Raw genomic sequence first — 15690 nt, 5'->3', positions numbered from 1 at the left:
AGATAGAGGCCTTCGTGAGTACCCCGCCCAGTTCCCCCGACGTCGATGCAGCACTCGACGGGTCAGGACCGAACTCCGGCCCCGCTCGACACTCGGCCAGGGAACTCGATTTCGAGGTCGCGAGGCGTCGAACATTCGCGGTGATCTCACACCCCGATGCCGGTAAGTCTACGCTCACCGAGGCCCTCGCCCTGCACGCGCGCGTCATCTCCGAGGCCGGTGCCATTCACGGCAAGGCCGGCCGTCGCTCCACCGTCTCGGACTGGATGGAGATGGAGAAGGCGCGCGGCATTTCGGTGAGTTCGACTGCGCTGCAGTTCAATTACCAGACCTCCCCCGACGCCGAGGTCACCAACGTGATCAACCTCGTCGACACCCCCGGCCACGCCGATTTCTCCGAGGACACCTACCGCGTCCTGACGGCGGTCGACGCGGCCGTCATGCTCATCGACGCCGCGAAGGGCCTCGAGCCGCAGACCCTCAAGCTGTTCCAGGTGTGCCGCCAGTTCGGCATCCCGGTCATCACCGTCATCAACAAGTGGGACCGCCCGGGTCAGTCCCCGCTCGAACTGCTCGACGAGATCGAGTCACGCATCGGCCTGACGCCGACGCCTCTGTATTGGCCCGTCGGCATCGCTGGTGACTTCCGTGGCCTGCTCGATGTGCAGGACGGCAGTTACATCCGCTTCACCCGAACTGCGGGTGGTGCCACGATCGCGCCAGAAGAATTCATGACGGCCGAGGCCGCCGCGCAGCGCGAGGGCGTCGACTGGGACACCGCCGTCGAGGAGAGCGATCTGCTGATCTCGAGCGGCCAGCAACACGACCAGGAGATGTTCCTCGCCGGCCAGACGTCACCGGTGATCTTCGGATCGGCGATGCTGAACTTCGGCGTGCGCCAGATCCTCGACACCCTGGTGGCGCTGGCCCCCGCACCCGGCCCCCGGGCCGACGTCTCCGACGGGGTGCGCGCGGTGACAGATCCCTTCAGCGCCGTCGTGTTCAAGGTGCAGGCCGGCATGGACACCGCACACCGAGACCGCCTGGCCTTCATGCGCGTGGTCTCGGGTGTGTTCGAGCGCGGCATGGTCGTCACGCACGCACAGACCAAGAAGCCGTTCACCACCAAGTACGCGCTCACCGTCTTCGGCCGTGACCGGACGACGGTCGAGAACGCCTACCCCGGCGACATCGTCGGTCTGGTCAACGCCACCGCGCTCGCGCCCGGCCACACGTTGTACACCGACAAGAAGGTCGAGTTCCCACCGATCCCGTCGTTCGCACCCGAGCACTTCTCGGCACTGCGCGTCGACAGCGCCGACAAGTACAAGAAGTTCCGCCGAGCCGTCGAACAACTCGACTCCGAGGGCGTGGTTCAGGTGCTGCGCAACGACATTCGCGGCGACGCCTCCCCGGTTCTCGCGGCCGTCGGCCCGATGCAGTTCGAGGTGGTCACCGCACGAATGAAGACCGAATTCGGCGTCGACGCTCGGATGGAACCGTTGGGTTACTCGCTTGCTCGGCGCACCGACGCGGCGTCGGCCGTCGAATTGGGCCGTCAGCGCGGCGTCGAGATCTTCACCCGGACCGACGGTGCCCTACTGGCTCTCGTCAGCGACAAATGGCGACTGCAGTACATCCAGAAGGAGATGCCCGAGCTGACCCTCGAGCCCCTCGTCGCCGCAGGCGATCAGTAACCTGTCGCGGTGCTGACAGATCTGCTCGACGCCGAATTCAGCGTGCTGGGCCACCCGGTGCTGTGGCGCGAGGTGATCGGGAACGCCTTCGGACTGCTCTCCGCGGTCGGCGGGATGCGTCGAGTCGTGTGGGCGTGGCCGGTGGGAATCATCGGAAATGCGCTGCTGTTCACCGTCTTCATGGGCGGGGTGTTCCACACTCCGCAGGCGTTGGATCTGTACGGACAAGCCGGACGGCAGCTGATGTTCATTGCCGTCAGCGCCTACGGGCTGGCCCGGTGGATGCGCGGCTCGAAGAACTCGGGGGCCGCCGTCGTTCCACGCTGGGGCACTGCCCGTGAGCGACTGGTGATGATCACTGTCGCAGTCGTCGGAACGATCGTGTTCGCGCAGCTGTTCGGGTACCTCGGTTCGTTCGGCAAGTGGGCCGATGCGTGGATCTTCACCGGTTCGATGCTGGCGACGTTCGGCATGGCCCGCGGGCTCACCGAATTCTGGCTTATCTGGATCGCGGTGGACATCGTGGGCGTCCCGCTGCTGGTGATCGCCGGTTTCTACCCGTCCGCTGTCCTCTACTTGGTATACGCCGGGTTTGTGACCTGGGGTTTCGTGGTGTGGTTCAGGATCCAGAACAAGCCTTTGGACCAAAAAATGGCGATCTAAACAATCGTGATGCTACTCTCAGGCTGTCCGAACAAACTTCGAGTACGTTTTGGCGTGCTCGACGCCGAGTTGGGCGTCATGTGAGTTCTCCGATCATGGCGTCTCGGCGCGGAACCACCCGAGAATCACGATGAAGTGGAAAACGACATGACTAAGGGAACGAACTACCCATTGGCCGGGATCAAGGTCGGTGGCGCTCCCGCGCATCGTTTGGCGACGCCGCCGAAGTCCGATTCCACTCCGTCCAACGGTGCCCGCACCGACAGCTCGGTAGCTGCACCCGCCGAGAAGGCGGCCGAAACCACCACCGATTTCCCGGCGGCAGTGGTCACGTCCACCGACACGGCATCCGCTCCACAGCCCGCAGCATCAGAGAAGCCCGCCACGGAATCGAACGAGGTTGAAGTGACCACCAGCGATCAGATCTCAGAACACGGCCTGCCCACCAACGGCCGTTCCACCGCTCACGCCTCCAGCGGCAGCACGTCGCCGTCTCTCGGCCGCGGCCAGGCACCCGACCGTCGTACCGCCATGGGCGTCGCCTCGGTTCGTATCGCGGGTCGACTGACCCAGAACGAACTCGGCAGCCGCACCGGCGACATCCGCACCCCCGACACCTCCGTCGGCCCCGACGAGCTGCTTCAGCTCCTCGGCGAATACCTCGTCTCCGGTGGTCTGCAGAACCCGGAGATCCACGTGCGTTCCAACGGCCAGACCATCGTGCTGGACCTGCAGAACCCCGCCAAGGGTTACCGCTGACCCACTGACGGTCACAGCAGCTGCTGGAAGGCCTCTGGTCGCACCATCTCGAGCACCAGAGGCTTCCACTGCGGCGCGCGGTCCTTGTCGACCAGCACTGCGCGCACCCCCTCGGCGAAGTCCGGTTCCGTGATGATCCATGTCGCCAGCCGCAACTCGCGATCGAGGCACTCCCGCAACGTACTGTCCGCAGCCCGCTCGATCAGGGCATCGGTGGCCATCAAGGACGTCGGCGACAGCGTTGCCAACTGAGTCTTGGTCGTGCGAGACCACGCGGTATCGCACTCCAATGCATCGATGATGTCGACGAGCGAGGTCTTCTCGAACACCGTGGCCACCGCTTTCGCGTCGAACGACAATTCCGTCGTCGGCGGCGGGGTCGTGTGTCGCGCGAGCGCTGCACCGAGATCGGTGCTGCCGAGAATGTCGTCCTTCAGCGCCTGAACGGATTCGCTGGGACAGAAGTGTGTCGCCAATCCCAGTGTCACAGCGTCGGATCCGGTGATCCGGGTGCCTGTCAGTGCCAAGTAGCGTCCGATGTGATCGGGCAACCGGGACAGAAAGTAGCTCGAGCCCACATCGGGAACAAATCCGATCGCCGTCTCCGGCATCGCCAGAAGAGCGTTCTCTGTCACGATCCGCACGCTGCCGTGCACCGAGATTCCCAGCCCTCCCCCGAACGCCGCGGCCTCGATGACCGCCACATACGGCTTGGGGTACGTCGCAATGATCTCGTCGAGGTCGTACTCGGCAGAGAAGTAGCGCGGTCCGGCTTCTCGGTCGCCGTCGATCACGGCCTGCCTGATGGCCTTGATGTCTCCGCCGGCGCAGAACGCGCGCGGTGAACTGCTCGTCACCAGAACCGAACCGACGGTGTCGTCGTCCCGCCACGCATCGAGTGCCGCACGAATGCCGTGGATCATGGCCTCGTTCAACGAGTTCAGGGCCTCCGGCCGGTTCAGGACGATATGCCCGACACCACCGACTACCTCGGCTTCGACTACGGCCACTGCGGACTCCCTTTCACCTGCTTCGATCGACGCGTAACAGTAGCGCTATTCGCGTGATTCGATCGAGCGCGGCCGCGCGTCGGACGGTATGTCGGCGGGACGGCACTCGCGCTCCTCGGCGGTGAACCACCCGCGATACAGGAACAACTGGCCGAGCATCGGGCTCTTGACTTCGATCTCGATGCGGTGCCGTTCCTCTGCCGCGTCCCACCATTCCCGGCCGATCGTGACCGCAGAGGCCACCTTCGGCAACTTCGGCGCAATGGGACCGAGCAGAAACCGCGGCACCTCGCTCTCGAGCACCAACCCGCCGTCGGAGTCGACCGCACACGTGGTGTGCACCACCATGTCCGACGAGAACCCCAGGTAGTCGAGCGCATATGCGTCGGATTCTGCCGACGACACCATCACCGAATTCATCCCCTGCGGACGCGCGGCGAACGCGAAGCGACGCACGAAAGACATTGTCTCGCGGCCCAATTCGTCGACGTACGCATAGTTGGCAATGGTGAAGGGCACATCCTTGCCCACCCCAGCAGGAAACAGGCCTCGCTTACGACCGGCCCACAGCAGCGGCGGAGGAACGAGACGAGAGTGAGTCATCTCCTCCATCACACCGACCCCGAACTGAGCCCGATGATCCGAGGACTGCAAACCGAAACGCCATTGGACCTTGGGATGCAGACGAGCGAAATCCGAACCCATCACTTCTGCGACGACCGATGCCATGTGCACAGTATGCGCTGCGCGCATGTGCATGAAACTTCGTAGCAGGTTACGAGTTACCACTCACATGCGGCGGAGCCGCTCATTCCAGTTCGGCGGCCAATTCCATCCAGCGTTCCTCGGCGACGTCCTTGTCGGCGAGGACCTGCTTGAGTTCGGTGTCGAGGGCCACGAGCTTGTCCGGCGCAGTGGCAGCCTCGGCGAGTTCGGCGTGCAGTTCGGTCTCCCGCTTGGACAGGCGAATGACGAGCTTCTCGAGCTTGCTGAGTTCCTTACGGGCAGCGCGCTCCGAAGCCGCATCACGGGTTGCCTTCCGCGGCACCCCGCCGGTGGTCAACGAGTCCGGCGTCGCGTCGGCGGCGAGGACGGCCCGCCTGCGCAGGTAATCCTCGATGCCGCCGGGCAGGTTGGTGAGCTTGCCGTCACCGAACAGTGCCCACGTCGAGTCACAGATGCGCTCGATCAGGTACCGGTCGTGACTGATGACGACGAGCGTGCCCGCCCAGCCGTCCAGGATGTCCTCGAGCTGCTGCAGGGTGTCGATGTCCAGGTCGTTGGTCGGCTCGTCGAGCAACAGCACGTTCGGCTCGGCCATCAGGACTCGCGTCAACTGCAGGCGGCGTCGTTCGCCACCGGACAGGTCTCCGACGGGCGTGCGCTGGCGAGCGGGGGTGAAGCCCAGCCTTTCCGCGAGCTGCCCGGCAGAAATCTCCTTGTCGCCCAACGTGATCCGCTCGGCCACCTCCTTGACCGCGTCGAGGACCCGCAGCTTCTTGGGTAGGTCGTCCAATTCCTGCTTCAGCCACCCGATCTTGACGGTCTGGCCCTGGATGCGCTTGCCCGCAGCGGGCTGCAGTTCACCGGCGAGCGTACGCAACATCGTCGTCTTACCCGAGCCGTTGACGCCGACGAGACCGACGCGCTCGCCCGGAGCCAGACGCCACGTGAAGTCCTTGACCAGCTCACGGCCGTCGGGAGTTTCCAGGCGCGCGTCCTCGAGTTCGATGACGACCTTGCCCAGACGGCGCTGCGCAAAGGAGGACAGCGCGACGGAGTCACGAGGCGGCGGTACGTCGGCAATCAGCGCCTCGGCGGCCTCGATGCGGTATTTGGGCTTGGACGTTCGCGCGGGAGCACCGCGGCGCAGCCATGCGAGTTCCTTGCGGGCGAGGTTGCGACGCCGCTCCTCGGATGCGTCGGCCTGACGGGAGCGCTCTGCACGCGCGAAGACCCAATCGTTGTAGCCACCCTCGTAGGTTTCGATACCACCCCCGACGACCTCCCACGTCTGATTGGCGACGGTGTCGAGGAACCACCGATCGTGCGTGACGACCAGTAGCGCGCTCCGACGGCTCACCAGGTGCGCGGCCAGCCACTGCACGCCCTCGACGTCGAGGTGGTTGGTGGGCTCGTCGAGCACCAACAGATCCAGATCTTGAACGAGGGCTGCTGCCAACGCGACTCGTCGACGCTCGCCACCGGAGAGGTTGTCGATCGGCGCGTCCAGTCCGGAGCTACCGGCCGGACCCAGATCGGCAATACCGATGCCGGTCAGAATGTTTCGTACCCGCGAATCGCCGGCCCACTCGTGCTCGGCCATCCCGAGCGGATCGAGTACCACCTGACCGACCGTCGACCCGGGCGGCAACACACCACGCTGAGTGACGACGGCCATCCGCAGTCCGTTCACTCGGCTGACGCGTCCCGAATCGGGGGGTTCGATGCCGGCGAGAACCTCGAGGGTGGTGGTCTTGCCACCGCCGTTGAGGCCGACCATGCCGATGCGTTCGCCCTCCTGCACACCGAGCGAGACGCCGTCGAGCAGAGGCTTGACGCCGAAGGACTTACTGACGTTTTCGAGATTGACGAGATTGACCATCAGGAAAAACCATTCGATTCACTAGTGACCACACGAGCACCGGGAACCGGTCCACTCGCAACACGGACGGTGCGGCACACGCCTGCACCGGACAATTCTGCGCTCACCGACACCGCCGCATCGGCGTCGGCGCACAGGAACGCACACGTGGGGCCCGAGCCGGACACGATGCCCGCCAACGCACCCGCAGTGACACCCGCTCTCAGTGTGCGACGCAACTGCGGCATCAGCGAGACCGCAGCGGCTTGCAGATCGTTGCCCAACAGCGGGGCGAGGGCCCGCGCATCACCCGACGCGAGGGCATGCATCAAATCCTCGGTGCCGCCGAGCCTGGGCGGATCGCCCTTGGCCCGCAACTGATCGAGCTCGCCGTACACGGCGGGGGTCTGCAGACCACCCTTCGCCAATGCCAGAACCCAATGAAAGTTGTTACGCGAGAGCACCGGAAGCAACTTCTCACCGCGGCCGGTACCGACGGCAGTCCCGCCGTGCAACGAGAACGGCACATCGCTACCGAGTTCGGCCGCCACCTCGTCGAGCTCGTCACGCGAGAGTTCGAGATGCCACATCGCGTTGAGCGCAACCAACGTCGCGCCAGCATCGGCACTACCGCCCGCCATGCCGCCGGCGACCGGAATGCCCTTGTCGATGGTGATCTCCACCGACGGCTCGCGCCCGACCCGACGGCCCAACAACTCGGCGGCCTTCCAGACCAGGTTCCGCGCATCCGTCGGAACGACCTTCGCGTCGTCGCCGCGCACCCGAACCGACAACCCCTTTGCCGGAACGACCGACAACTCGTCGGAGAGAGACAGCGCCTGGAATACCGTCGTCAACTCGTGAAAGCCGTCGGGACGCAGGTCACCGACCGAAAGATGCAGATTCACCTTCGACGGGGCCCGAACGACAACGGGCGTGGGAACGACAGACAGCACGTTTAACCACAGTAGTGGAGAAACATGGGCCGGGTTCACCATCAGACGGCCCACCTGGGGGGTACTCAATGTCACGTTCGGTGGACTTTTCGGGTGTCAATGTCACGTTGAGTGGACTCCGGTGGGGGGTCGGGTCGGTAAAGAGGACCGAAGATGTCCGCATTCGGTGGCATTGTGTGGACATGAAGGAAACCTCGGCCCGGCTGTTGCGGCTGTTGTCGCTTCTGCAGACCCGGCGCGATTGGGCGGGTGCAGAGCTGGCGGAACGGCTCGACGTGACGCCTCGCACGCTGCGGCGCGATGTCGACAAGTTGCGCGATATCGGTTATCCGGTCAATGCGACGCCGGGCGTCGGCGGCGGCTATCAGTTGGGGCCGGGTGCCGAGATGCCCCCGTTGTTGCTCGACGACGACGAGGCGTTGGCGGTGGCGTTCGGTTTGCAGTCGGCGGCCGGTGGGTCGGTGGCGGGGATCGGCGAGGCGTCGTTGCGTGCGTTGACGAAGCTGCGGCAGGTGATGCCGTCGCGCATCCGGCATCGGCTCGACGCCCTCCGGATCGACGTGGTGGAGCACACGCCGCGGTCTGCGGTGGATGCGGCGGTGTTGTCGACGGTGGCTGCGGTGTGCCATGGGCACGAGCGACTGAGATTCGACTACCGCAAGCACGACGGTTCCGAGTCCCGACGTGAGGTGGAGCCCTACAGCTTGGTTCGAGCGGGAGCGCGGTGGTATCTGCTGGGTTGGGATGTGCTGCGCCAGGATTGGCGGTCGTATCGGGTGGACCGGCTCACTCCGAAGATTCCCACCGGCCCGCGGTTCACCCCGCGAGAGTTGCCTGCAGGCGGGGCGGCGGCGTTCGTCTCGAAGGGAATCGACCGCGCGTTCACCCAGGTTCAGGCGCGCATTCGCTTGCATGCGCCGATCGAGACGATCGCCCCGATGATCGACGAGCACTGGGGCACAATCGAATCCATCGACGACACCTCGTGTGCGGTGGTGCTCTCGGGCGACTCCCTGCCGTCGATCGCCCGCTGGCTGGCGGCGTTCGACACCGACTTCACCGTGCTCGACCCGCCGGAACTGAAAGAGGAATGCCGCGTGGTCGCCGCGCGTCACGCGGCCCTCGAACGGCGATACCTCGCCGCGGTTCACCCTCCGGTAACCGACGCGTGAGTCAATGGGTCCATGACGACCCCACTCGGTTTCGACCCGACCTTCCTGGCCGACATCGACGTTCCGCTGCCGGGTCGAGCAGGCCTGGTGGTTCTTCCGTACACGCATTTCTCGGTGTCCATGGATCCTGCCCGACGCCTCGCCGCGGTCACCGGCGTGAACATCGACGGCTCGAGCCTGAAAGACGTGGAGCGAGGCGATGATTGGCGTCTGGACGAGCGGCTCCCGGCAGCGCAGCAGGCGGGGAACGAGTTGTACTCGAACAACGACCTCGACCGTGGACATCTCGTTCGCCGACGAGATCCGGTGTGGGGTGAGCTGTCGGTGGCGACACGTGCCAACGCCGACACCTTCCACTACACGGTGTGCGCCCCGCAGACGGCCACCCTGAACCAGTCGAAAACTCTGTGGCTGGGGCTCGAGGATTACGTACTGGGCCATGCCGAGCAGTACGGGCAACGGCTCTCGGTGTTCAGTGGCTGCATCTTCGCCGACGACGATCCGATCTACCGAGGCATTGCCATACCGCGTCGCTTTTTCAAGATTGCCGCGTGGTCCCAGGATTCGGCACCGGCGTGCACTGGATACGTGCTCGATCAGTCGCCGTCACTCGACCCGATTCTCGACAAGCCGCTTCGGGTCGAGACCGATCCCCCACCGCTCGGCCCGTACCGCACGTATCAGGTTCCGGTAGCAGACATCGCGTCGGCGACCGGCTTGGAGCTGGGAAGTCTCACCGAGGCCGACCGGTACGCACCTGTCGCAGCGGCACGCGCCGAGGCGTCGAAGTGGACCGAACTGACGCGACTGTCGGACATTCACCTGTAAGGACGAAACGTCAGGCCTCGGTAGCCGCCAGACGAACGAACGCTGCCGCGTCGATCGTTTCGCCGCGGGCCGTGGGATCGATTCCGGCCTCGCGAAGTCTTCGCTCCGCGGCGACGGGTGAACCGGCCCACCCTGCGAGGGCTGCTCGTAAAGTCTTGCGGCGCTGGGCGAATGCGGCGTCGATGACGGCGAATACCGACTTTCGGTGTGCAGTGTCGGTCGGCCACGGCGGCTCGGCGTAGCGATCGATGCGCACCAGCCCCGATTCCACTTTGGGAACCGGCCAGAACACCGAACGGCCTACTGCCCCGGCCCGTTTGACGTCACCGAAGAATCGGGCCTTGACGCTGGGAATGCCGTAGATCTTGCTTCCCGGTCCCGCGGCGAGGCGATCGGCGACCTCGGCCTGGACCATCACCACGGCCACCCGCAGGCTGGGTAGCTCCGAGAACAGGTGAATGAGCACAGGCACCGCGACGTTGTACGGGAGGTTCGCCACCAATGCCGTCGGGTGTCCCGGAATGTCCTCGGCCCGTACGCGCAACGCGTCGGCTTCGATGACCGTCAACCGTTCGGCGAGGGTGGGGGCGCGGTCGGCCACCGTGATGGGCAGCCGGGTCGCGAGCTTGGGGTCGATCTCGACCGCGACAACGGCGTCGGCCACATCGAGCAGAGCGAGCGTCAACGATCCGAGGCCGGGACCGACTTCGAGGACGGTGTCCTGAGGTCCGACACCGGCGGAGGCGACGATGCGTCGCACGGTGTTGGCGTCGTGCACGAAGTTCTGGCCGAGTTGTTTGGTGGGACGCACGTCGAGCTCGGCAGCGAGAGAGCGGACTTCGGCAGGACCGAGCAGAGCCGCAGCTCCCCTCACATGTTCGGACACGGTGCGAACTCTACGGGCGGGCAGGTGATCAGCGGTAACCCAGACGCGAGGTGCATGCCGGCCATGCGCCCCAGCCCTGCGACTTCTGCGTCACCGATGCGATGGCGATCTGTTCTTCGCGGGTGGCGAGGTCGGCGCGCGGTGCGTATTTCAGGCCGCCCTGGCGTTCCCAGGTGTTCTGGTCGAATTGCACGCCGCCATAGAAACCGTTGCCGGTGTTGATGGCCCAGTTGCCGGTTGCCTCGCATTGAGCAAGCGCGTCCCAGATCGCACCGTTCTCCACGGGTGGGACCTCGGTGCCGGGCTTGGCTCCGACTCGAACGGTCTTCGGCTGCGCCGGCACCTTGACCACTTCGTCGATCTTCTCGCGCCCGGCCTCGACCCCGTTGACCATGTTGATCTTCCAGGTGATGTCGGAGACGCCGGGAGCGCCGGGGTTCTCGACGACGGTCTTGCTCATGTTCATCGTCGGATCTTCGATGCGCTGTTCCGGGGCATCGGTGTCGGTGGTCTCGGTCTTGGTGACGGTCCGGTCGCGCGTGACGACGATCTCGGCACCGTCGGTGACGGCGGCATCCGGATCCGGCGACACGGTGTCGGCCTCTTCCAACGGCTTGCCCGCTGCTTCGAGGAATTCGCGCACGGTCGGAGCGGCGAGCGTCACCGGCGTTGCCGGACTGCCTCCGTCGACCAGCGAGACCTGCTTGGGCAGGGCCACGTCCAGTTCGGTGCCGTCGAGGGGCAACCGCTCGGAGCGAGACGCCGACACGTGGACGTCCTCGGCGAGGCCCGTCTGCTGCAAAGCTTCCTCGACCGTCAACGCAGTGGTCCAGATCTCCTCCGGCTTGCCGTCGACGTTCAGGGTGATCTCGCGAGCGCGGCGCAGCACGACGGTGTCGCCGTCACTCAGCCCGGAGTCGGGCGCGGGAACGACCAGATCCTTGTCCGACGGCGTGTAGCCGGCATCGACGAGAGCGCTGTTGACGTCGGTCTTCATCGTGCTCAGCGAAATCATGTCGCCGTCGACGTCGATGGTCACGGTTTTGTGACGGCTCACCGCCATCACGCCCCCGGCGACCAGCGTCATCAACAGGGCCGCAATGACCAGGTAGAGCGTGGTCGAACGAGCGGAGTTGAGGCGTCTGATAGTCGACAAGTTTCGTATTCCTGGCGGTTGCAAGCGTGACTTCGGGGTCGAAACGCCCGAGTTCGGTCACGGTACGGTAACGAATTAGTACCTCCGCCGCAACCCAAGGAGCTAGAGCCCGTACACCCGCTCCGCAGTCGCCGTGGCATGCGCCGCCAGTTCGGCCGGGTCCTGGCCACGAACCTCGGCCAGCGCCCGGGCGGTGTACGGCAGGCAGTACGGCTCGTTGGGTGCACCGCGAAACGGATGCGGCGTGAGAAACGGAGCATCCGTTTCCACCAGCACCAACTCGTCGGGCACCAGCACTGCGGCCTCACGCAGCGCATGCGCGTTCTTGAAACTGACCGTCCCCGAGAAGCTGAGAACGTAACCGGCGTCGACGCAGGCCTTGGCGGTCTCGGGCCCGCCGGAGAAGCAGTGGAAGATCACCGTCTCCGGAGCGCCCTCGGCGACCAGGACCGCGAGCAGATCCTCGTCGGCCTCGCGGTTGTGAATCATCAGCGGCTTCCCGAGACGCTTGGCGAGATCGATGTGCCAGCGGAATCCCTCGTGCTGCTCCGGGACCGTCGCACAGTCGTCGAGCTTGCCGGGCCAGTAGTAGTCCAGACCCGTTTCGCCGATGGCGACCACACGCGGATCGGCCGCGAGTCGTTCGATCTCGGCCTTCGCTGCGTCGTCGAGCACGTTCGCGCGGGTGGGATGGATCGCGACCGCCGCCCACACCCGTGGATCCCAGGATGCAGCGTCGACGGCGAAGCGCGCAGCGTCGAGGTCGTCGGCGATCGTGACCACCCGGGTGACCCCCACCGACTCGGCGCGATCGACGATCGCGGCCACGCTCGCGGCATCGGTCGCTCCGCAGGCATCGAGGTGGGTGTGGGCGTCGACGAGGGTGCCGACGGCATCGGGCAGCGGTGGCGCGGGACGTTCTCTACTCACGCTGGATAGAGTAGGCGCACCATGAATGCGCCAGCTGATGCCTCACGGCCACCCTTCTACGTCACCACGGCAATCGCGTACCCCAACGGAGCACCCCACATCGGGCACGCGTACGAATACATCGCCACCGACACGATCGCGCGCTTCAAGCGCCTCGATGGCTACGACGTGCGCTTTCTGACGGGAACCGACGAGCACGGCCTCAAGATGCAGCAGACCGCGCAGAACGAGGGCATCGACGTCCGCGAGCTCGCGGCGCGCAATTCCGACGCCTTCCAGGCGGCGCACGATCTGCTGCAGAGCTCCTACGGCCGCTTCATCCGCACCACCGATGCCGACCACCATGCCGCCAGCCAGGAACTGTGGCGACGGATGGAGGCGAACGGCGACATCTACCTCGACTCCTACTCCGGCTGGTACTCGGTCCGCGACGAGGCGTTCTACACCGAGGCCGAGACCACCCTGACCGAGGACGGGTCCCGCGTCGCGACCGAGTCGAACACACCCGTCGAGTGGACCGAGGAGTCGTCGTACTTCTTCCGGCTCTCGCAGTACCAGGACAAACTGCTCGAGATGTACGACGCGTCGCCCGATTTCATCGCGCCGAACACGCGCCGCAACGAGATCGTGAACTTCGTCAAGGGCGGTCTGCGCGACCTGTCGATCTCTCGGACCACATTCGACTGGGGTGTGCCGGTACCCGGCGATCCCGCGCACGTGATGTACGTGTGGGTCGACGCGTTGACCAACTACCTCACCGGTGCAGGTTTCCCCGAGACCGACTCGGAGGCGTATCGGAAGTTCTGGCCCGCCGATCTGCACGTCATCGGCAAGGACATCACGAGGTTCCACACCGTCTACTGGCCTGCATTCCTGATGTCCGCAGGCATCGAGCTACCCAAGCGGGTGTTCGTGCACGGGTTCTTGAATGTCAAGGGCGAGAAGATGTCCAAGTCTCTGGGCAACGTGCTGACCCCCGACTCGTTGGTGGAGAACTACGGCCTCGATCCGGTGCGCTTCTTCTTCCTCCGCGAGGTCTCGTTCGGGCAGGACGGCAGCTACAGCCACGAGGCAATCGTCGCCCGCGTCAATGCCGACCTGTCCAACGAACTGGGCAACCTCGCGCAGCGTTCGCTGACGATGGTGGCGAAGAACCTCGAAGGACAGCTCCCGACACCGGGTGCATTCACCGCCGAGGACGAGGCGATGCTGGCCCGCGCGGACGCTCTACTGGAGATCTGCCGCCGCGAATTCGATGTGCAGGCAATTCATTCCGCGCTCGAAGCGATCTGGTCGGTACTCGGCGAGACCAACCGCTACTTCTCGCTGCAGCAGCCATGGGTGCTGCGCAAGACCGACCCCGATCGCATGGCCACCGTGCTGTACGTGACGATCGAGGTGTTGCGCATCGTGAGCATCCTGGCCCAGCCCGTCATGCCCGATTCCGCGTCGCGCATCCTCGACCTACTCGGGGCGTCGAACCGCGAATTCGCGGACATCGCAACACGTTCGGTGCCCGGCACCGCTCTCCCGGCCCCGACGCCGGTGTTCCCCAAGTACGAGGAGAAGTAAGCCCTCGTGAGTGGAACTTCGTAGCCCACTACGAGGTTCCACTCACATGGGGCTACGCCGCCTTTTCGAGTTCCTCCAGCGTGTTCTCCAGATGCGTGAGCATTCGCTGCAGGTGCGGCACACTGCGTCGGCACCCGATGAGCCCGAAGTTCAGCGAATCGCCGTTGCTGGCGACGGTGATGTTCAGCGCCTGTCCGTCGCACACGATGGACGCCGGGTAGATGCCATCGAGTTTCGCGCCGTTCCAGTAGAGGTCCTCTTTGGAACCCGGCACGTTGGAGATGATCACGTTGAACGGCGGTGGGGTGTAGTCGACGAATCCCGGCACCGGCCCGAACAACAACGGGGCCATGGTGATTGCACCGACGGCAAGCGCTTCGAGGGTGTTGAGCTCCCCCATCATCTGCTTACCCCGAACAGTGGACTCCTTGATGCGTTCGAGGCGAAGCAGTGGATCGGATTCGTCGGTCCCCAGGTTGCACAGAATGGTCGTCACGGAGTTACCGGCGTCCTTGCTGTCACCCTCCTTGCGCAGCGAGACCGGCACCATGGCAATCAGTGGCTCCTCGGGGAGCGCGTTCTGATCGATGAGGTAGGCACGCAACGCACCGGCGCACATCGCGAGCACCATGTCGTTCAGCGTTGCATCGAGGGCGGTACCGACCTTACGAATTCGCTCGATCGACCAGCTCTCCGCCGCGAAGCGTCGAGCGCCGCCGATGGGCACGTTGAACATCGTCCGCGGTGCCCGCAGCGGTAGCTGTGCGCCTTCTTTCTTCAACGCGCGCAACCCTATTCGCGCGGAGGCAGGGGCGAAGTCCACCAGGTCGCCGGCAATCTTGCGTCCCATGGACAGGCCGCTGCCCAGTTGCGCCAGCCGCCCGGGCTCGGCCTTGTCGACCTTCTTTCTGCCGCGACCGAACAACGACGGGTCCCAGGTCGCCACTCCGCTGCGATCCTCGGGGTCCGTCGAGAGTGTGCGCTGCATGAGCTTCAGCGCGCTGACGCCGTCGACCAGCGAGTGATGCACCTTGGTGTACAACGCAACTCGGCCGTCGGCCAGACCCTCGATGATGTGCAGTTCCCACATCGGCCGGTAGCGATCGAGCGGGGCACTGTGATTGAGCGAGAGAAACTGGAACAGCTCGCGTATGCGTCCCGGCGAGGGCAAGACAGCGCGCCTGACGTGGTACTCGAAGTCGACGTCCTGATCGAAAGCCCACGCGAGAGTTCCCATGATCTGCACCGGGCGGGCCGGCCGCTTGCGGAACAGCTCGTGCACTTCACCAGTGGTGAACTTGCGATGCACTTCCTGTGCGAACTCGTGCGGATCGCCGGGCGGTACGAACAACTCCAGTCCGCCCACGTGCATCGGGTGCTCCCGCGATTCGGCGATCAGAAACATCGATTCGGTGATGGGCATGAGTGCCATGAGCTGTCCTTTTTCCATTTGTTTTATGTCACGGTACGGCACCGA

At 65.0% G+C, this 15690-nt stretch carries 14 protein-coding genes; 6 read left to right on the top strand and 8 right to left on the bottom strand.

Annotated features, from left to right (window positions below; all coding sequences use genetic code 11):
- Positions 1-14 precede the first annotated feature (14 nt).
- The 3 genes from K414_RS0111490 to K414_RS0111480 all read left to right on the top strand — a co-directional run bounded on the left by K414_RS0111490 (position 15) and on the right by K414_RS0111480 (position 3119).
- Positions 15-1697 (top strand): peptide chain release factor 3, encoded by a 1683-nt coding sequence (locus tag K414_RS0111490; protein WP_027496083.1) that lies wholly within the window; start codon positions 15-17, stop codon positions 1695-1697.
- A gap of 9 nt (positions 1698-1706) precedes the next feature.
- Positions 1707-2360, top strand: a complete 654-nt coding sequence (locus K414_RS0111485) for a nicotinamide mononucleotide transporter family protein (RefSeq protein WP_027496082.1) — start codon at positions 1707-1709, stop codon at positions 2358-2360.
- A gap of 147 nt (positions 2361-2507) precedes the next feature.
- Positions 2508-3119 carry a hypothetical protein gene (locus tag K414_RS0111480; RefSeq protein ID WP_027496081.1) on the top strand — a complete coding sequence of 204 codons (612 nt, stop codon included), beginning with the start codon at positions 2508-2510 and terminating at the stop codon, positions 3117-3119.
- 11 nt (positions 3120-3130) lie between these two features.
- On the opposite strand, the gene K414_RS0111475 is transcribed toward K414_RS0111480, so the two are convergent.
- The 4 genes from K414_RS0111475 to K414_RS0111460 form a co-directional block, all read right to left on the bottom strand.
- Positions 3131-4129 (bottom strand): enoyl-CoA hydratase/isomerase family protein, encoded by a 999-nt coding sequence (locus tag K414_RS0111475; RefSeq protein WP_027496080.1) that lies wholly within the window; start codon positions 4127-4129, stop codon positions 3131-3133.
- 45 nt (positions 4130-4174) lie between these two features.
- Positions 4175-4858 (bottom strand): DUF4166 domain-containing protein, encoded by a 684-nt coding sequence (locus tag K414_RS0111470; RefSeq protein ID WP_027496079.1) that lies wholly within the window; start codon positions 4856-4858, stop codon positions 4175-4177.
- A 79-nt stretch (positions 4859-4937) separates the two neighbouring features.
- On the bottom strand, positions 4938-6734 hold the full coding sequence (locus tag K414_RS0111465) for an ABC-F family ATP-binding cassette domain-containing protein (RefSeq protein ID WP_027496078.1): 1797 nt from the start codon (positions 6732-6734) through the stop codon (positions 4938-4940).
- Positions 6734-7669 carry a 4-(cytidine 5'-diphospho)-2-C-methyl-D-erythritol kinase gene (locus tag K414_RS0111460; RefSeq protein ID WP_027496077.1) on the bottom strand — a complete coding sequence of 312 codons (936 nt, stop codon included), beginning with the start codon at positions 7667-7669 and terminating at the stop codon, positions 6734-6736. Before K414_RS0111460 ends, K414_RS0111465 begins: the two co-directional genes overlap by 1 nt.
- A gap of 182 nt (positions 7670-7851) precedes the next feature.
- On the opposite strand from K414_RS0111460, the gene K414_RS0111455 reads away from it, so the two are divergent.
- Positions 7852-8841, top strand: a complete 990-nt coding sequence (locus K414_RS0111455; RefSeq protein ID WP_027496076.1) for a YafY family protein — start codon at positions 7852-7854, stop codon at positions 8839-8841.
- A gap of 12 nt (positions 8842-8853) precedes the next feature.
- Positions 8854-9669 (top strand): DNA/RNA non-specific endonuclease, encoded by an 816-nt coding sequence (locus tag K414_RS0111450; protein WP_027496075.1) that lies wholly within the window; start codon positions 8854-8856, stop codon positions 9667-9669.
- A gap of 10 nt (positions 9670-9679) precedes the next feature.
- Here the strand turns inward: K414_RS0111450 and rsmA are convergent, their stop codons facing one another.
- From rsmA to K414_RS0111435, 3 genes are all read right to left on the bottom strand, one after another.
- Complete coding sequence (gene rsmA / locus K414_RS0111445; protein WP_027496074.1) at positions 9680-10555, bottom strand: 16S rRNA (adenine(1518)-N(6)/adenine(1519)-N(6))-dimethyltransferase RsmA; 876 nt, start codon at positions 10553-10555, stop codon at positions 9680-9682.
- 28 nt (positions 10556-10583) lie between these two features.
- Complete coding sequence (locus K414_RS0111440) at positions 10584-11711, bottom strand: resuscitation-promoting factor (RefSeq protein ID WP_027496073.1); 1128 nt, start codon at positions 11709-11711, stop codon at positions 10584-10586.
- A 102-nt stretch (positions 11712-11813) separates the two neighbouring features.
- The gene (locus tag K414_RS0111435; protein ID WP_027496072.1) at positions 11814-12641 is read right to left on the bottom strand and encodes a TatD family hydrolase; all 828 of its coding nucleotides are present in this window, start codon (positions 12639-12641) and stop codon (positions 11814-11816) included.
- Positions 12642-12662: 21 nt separating this feature from the next.
- Here K414_RS0111435 and metG point away from each other — a divergent pair, with 21 nt between their 5' ends.
- The gene (gene metG / locus K414_RS0111430) at positions 12663-14213 is read left to right on the top strand and encodes a methionine--tRNA ligase (protein WP_027496071.1); all 1551 of its coding nucleotides are present in this window, start codon (positions 12663-12665) and stop codon (positions 14211-14213) included.
- A 52-nt stretch (positions 14214-14265) separates the two neighbouring features.
- Here the strand turns inward: metG and K414_RS0111425 are convergent, their stop codons facing one another.
- A complete protein-coding gene (locus K414_RS0111425) occupies positions 14266-15645 on the bottom strand; it encodes a wax ester/triacylglycerol synthase family O-acyltransferase (protein ID WP_027496070.1) in 1380 nt (459 codons plus the stop codon).
- Between the last annotated feature and the right edge of the window lie 45 nt (positions 15646-15690).

This window comes from Rhodococcus sp. JG-3 (assembly GCF_000482405.1).
Lineage (GTDB): Bacteria > Actinomycetota > Actinomycetes > Mycobacteriales > Mycobacteriaceae > Rhodococcoides > Rhodococcoides fascians.
The sequence above is the reverse complement of the archived record's forward strand: the minus strand, read 5'-3'. Positions and strand labels throughout refer to the sequence as shown.

What these genes read in the sequence shown, in the direction of transcription:
- K414_RS0111455 (WP_027496076.1), top strand. Translation starts at nt 7,852, where the DNA reads ATGAAGGAAACCTCGGCCCGGCTGTTGCGGCTGTTGTCGCTTCTGCAG.
- K414_RS0111480 (WP_027496081.1), top strand. Translation starts at nt 2,508, where the DNA reads ATGACTAAGGGAACGAACTACCCATTGGCCGGGATCAAGGTCGGTGGC.
- K414_RS0111450 (WP_027496075.1), top strand. Translation starts at nt 8,854, where the DNA reads ATGACGACCCCACTCGGTTTCGACCCGACCTTCCTGGCCGACATCGAC.
- K414_RS0111425 (WP_027496070.1), bottom strand. Translation starts at nt 15,645, where the DNA reads ATGGCACTCATGCCCATCACCGAATCGATGTTTCTGATCGCCGAATCG.
- K414_RS0111470 (WP_027496079.1), bottom strand. Translation starts at nt 4,858, where the DNA reads ATGGCATCGGTCGTCGCAGAAGTGATGGGTTCGGATTTCGCTCGTCTG.
- K414_RS0111465 (WP_027496078.1), bottom strand. Translation starts at nt 6,734, where the DNA reads ATGGTCAATCTCGTCAATCTCGAAAACGTCAGTAAGTCCTTCGGCGTC.
- metG (WP_027496071.1), top strand. Translation starts at nt 12,663, where the DNA reads ATGAATGCGCCAGCTGATGCCTCACGGCCACCCTTCTACGTCACCACG.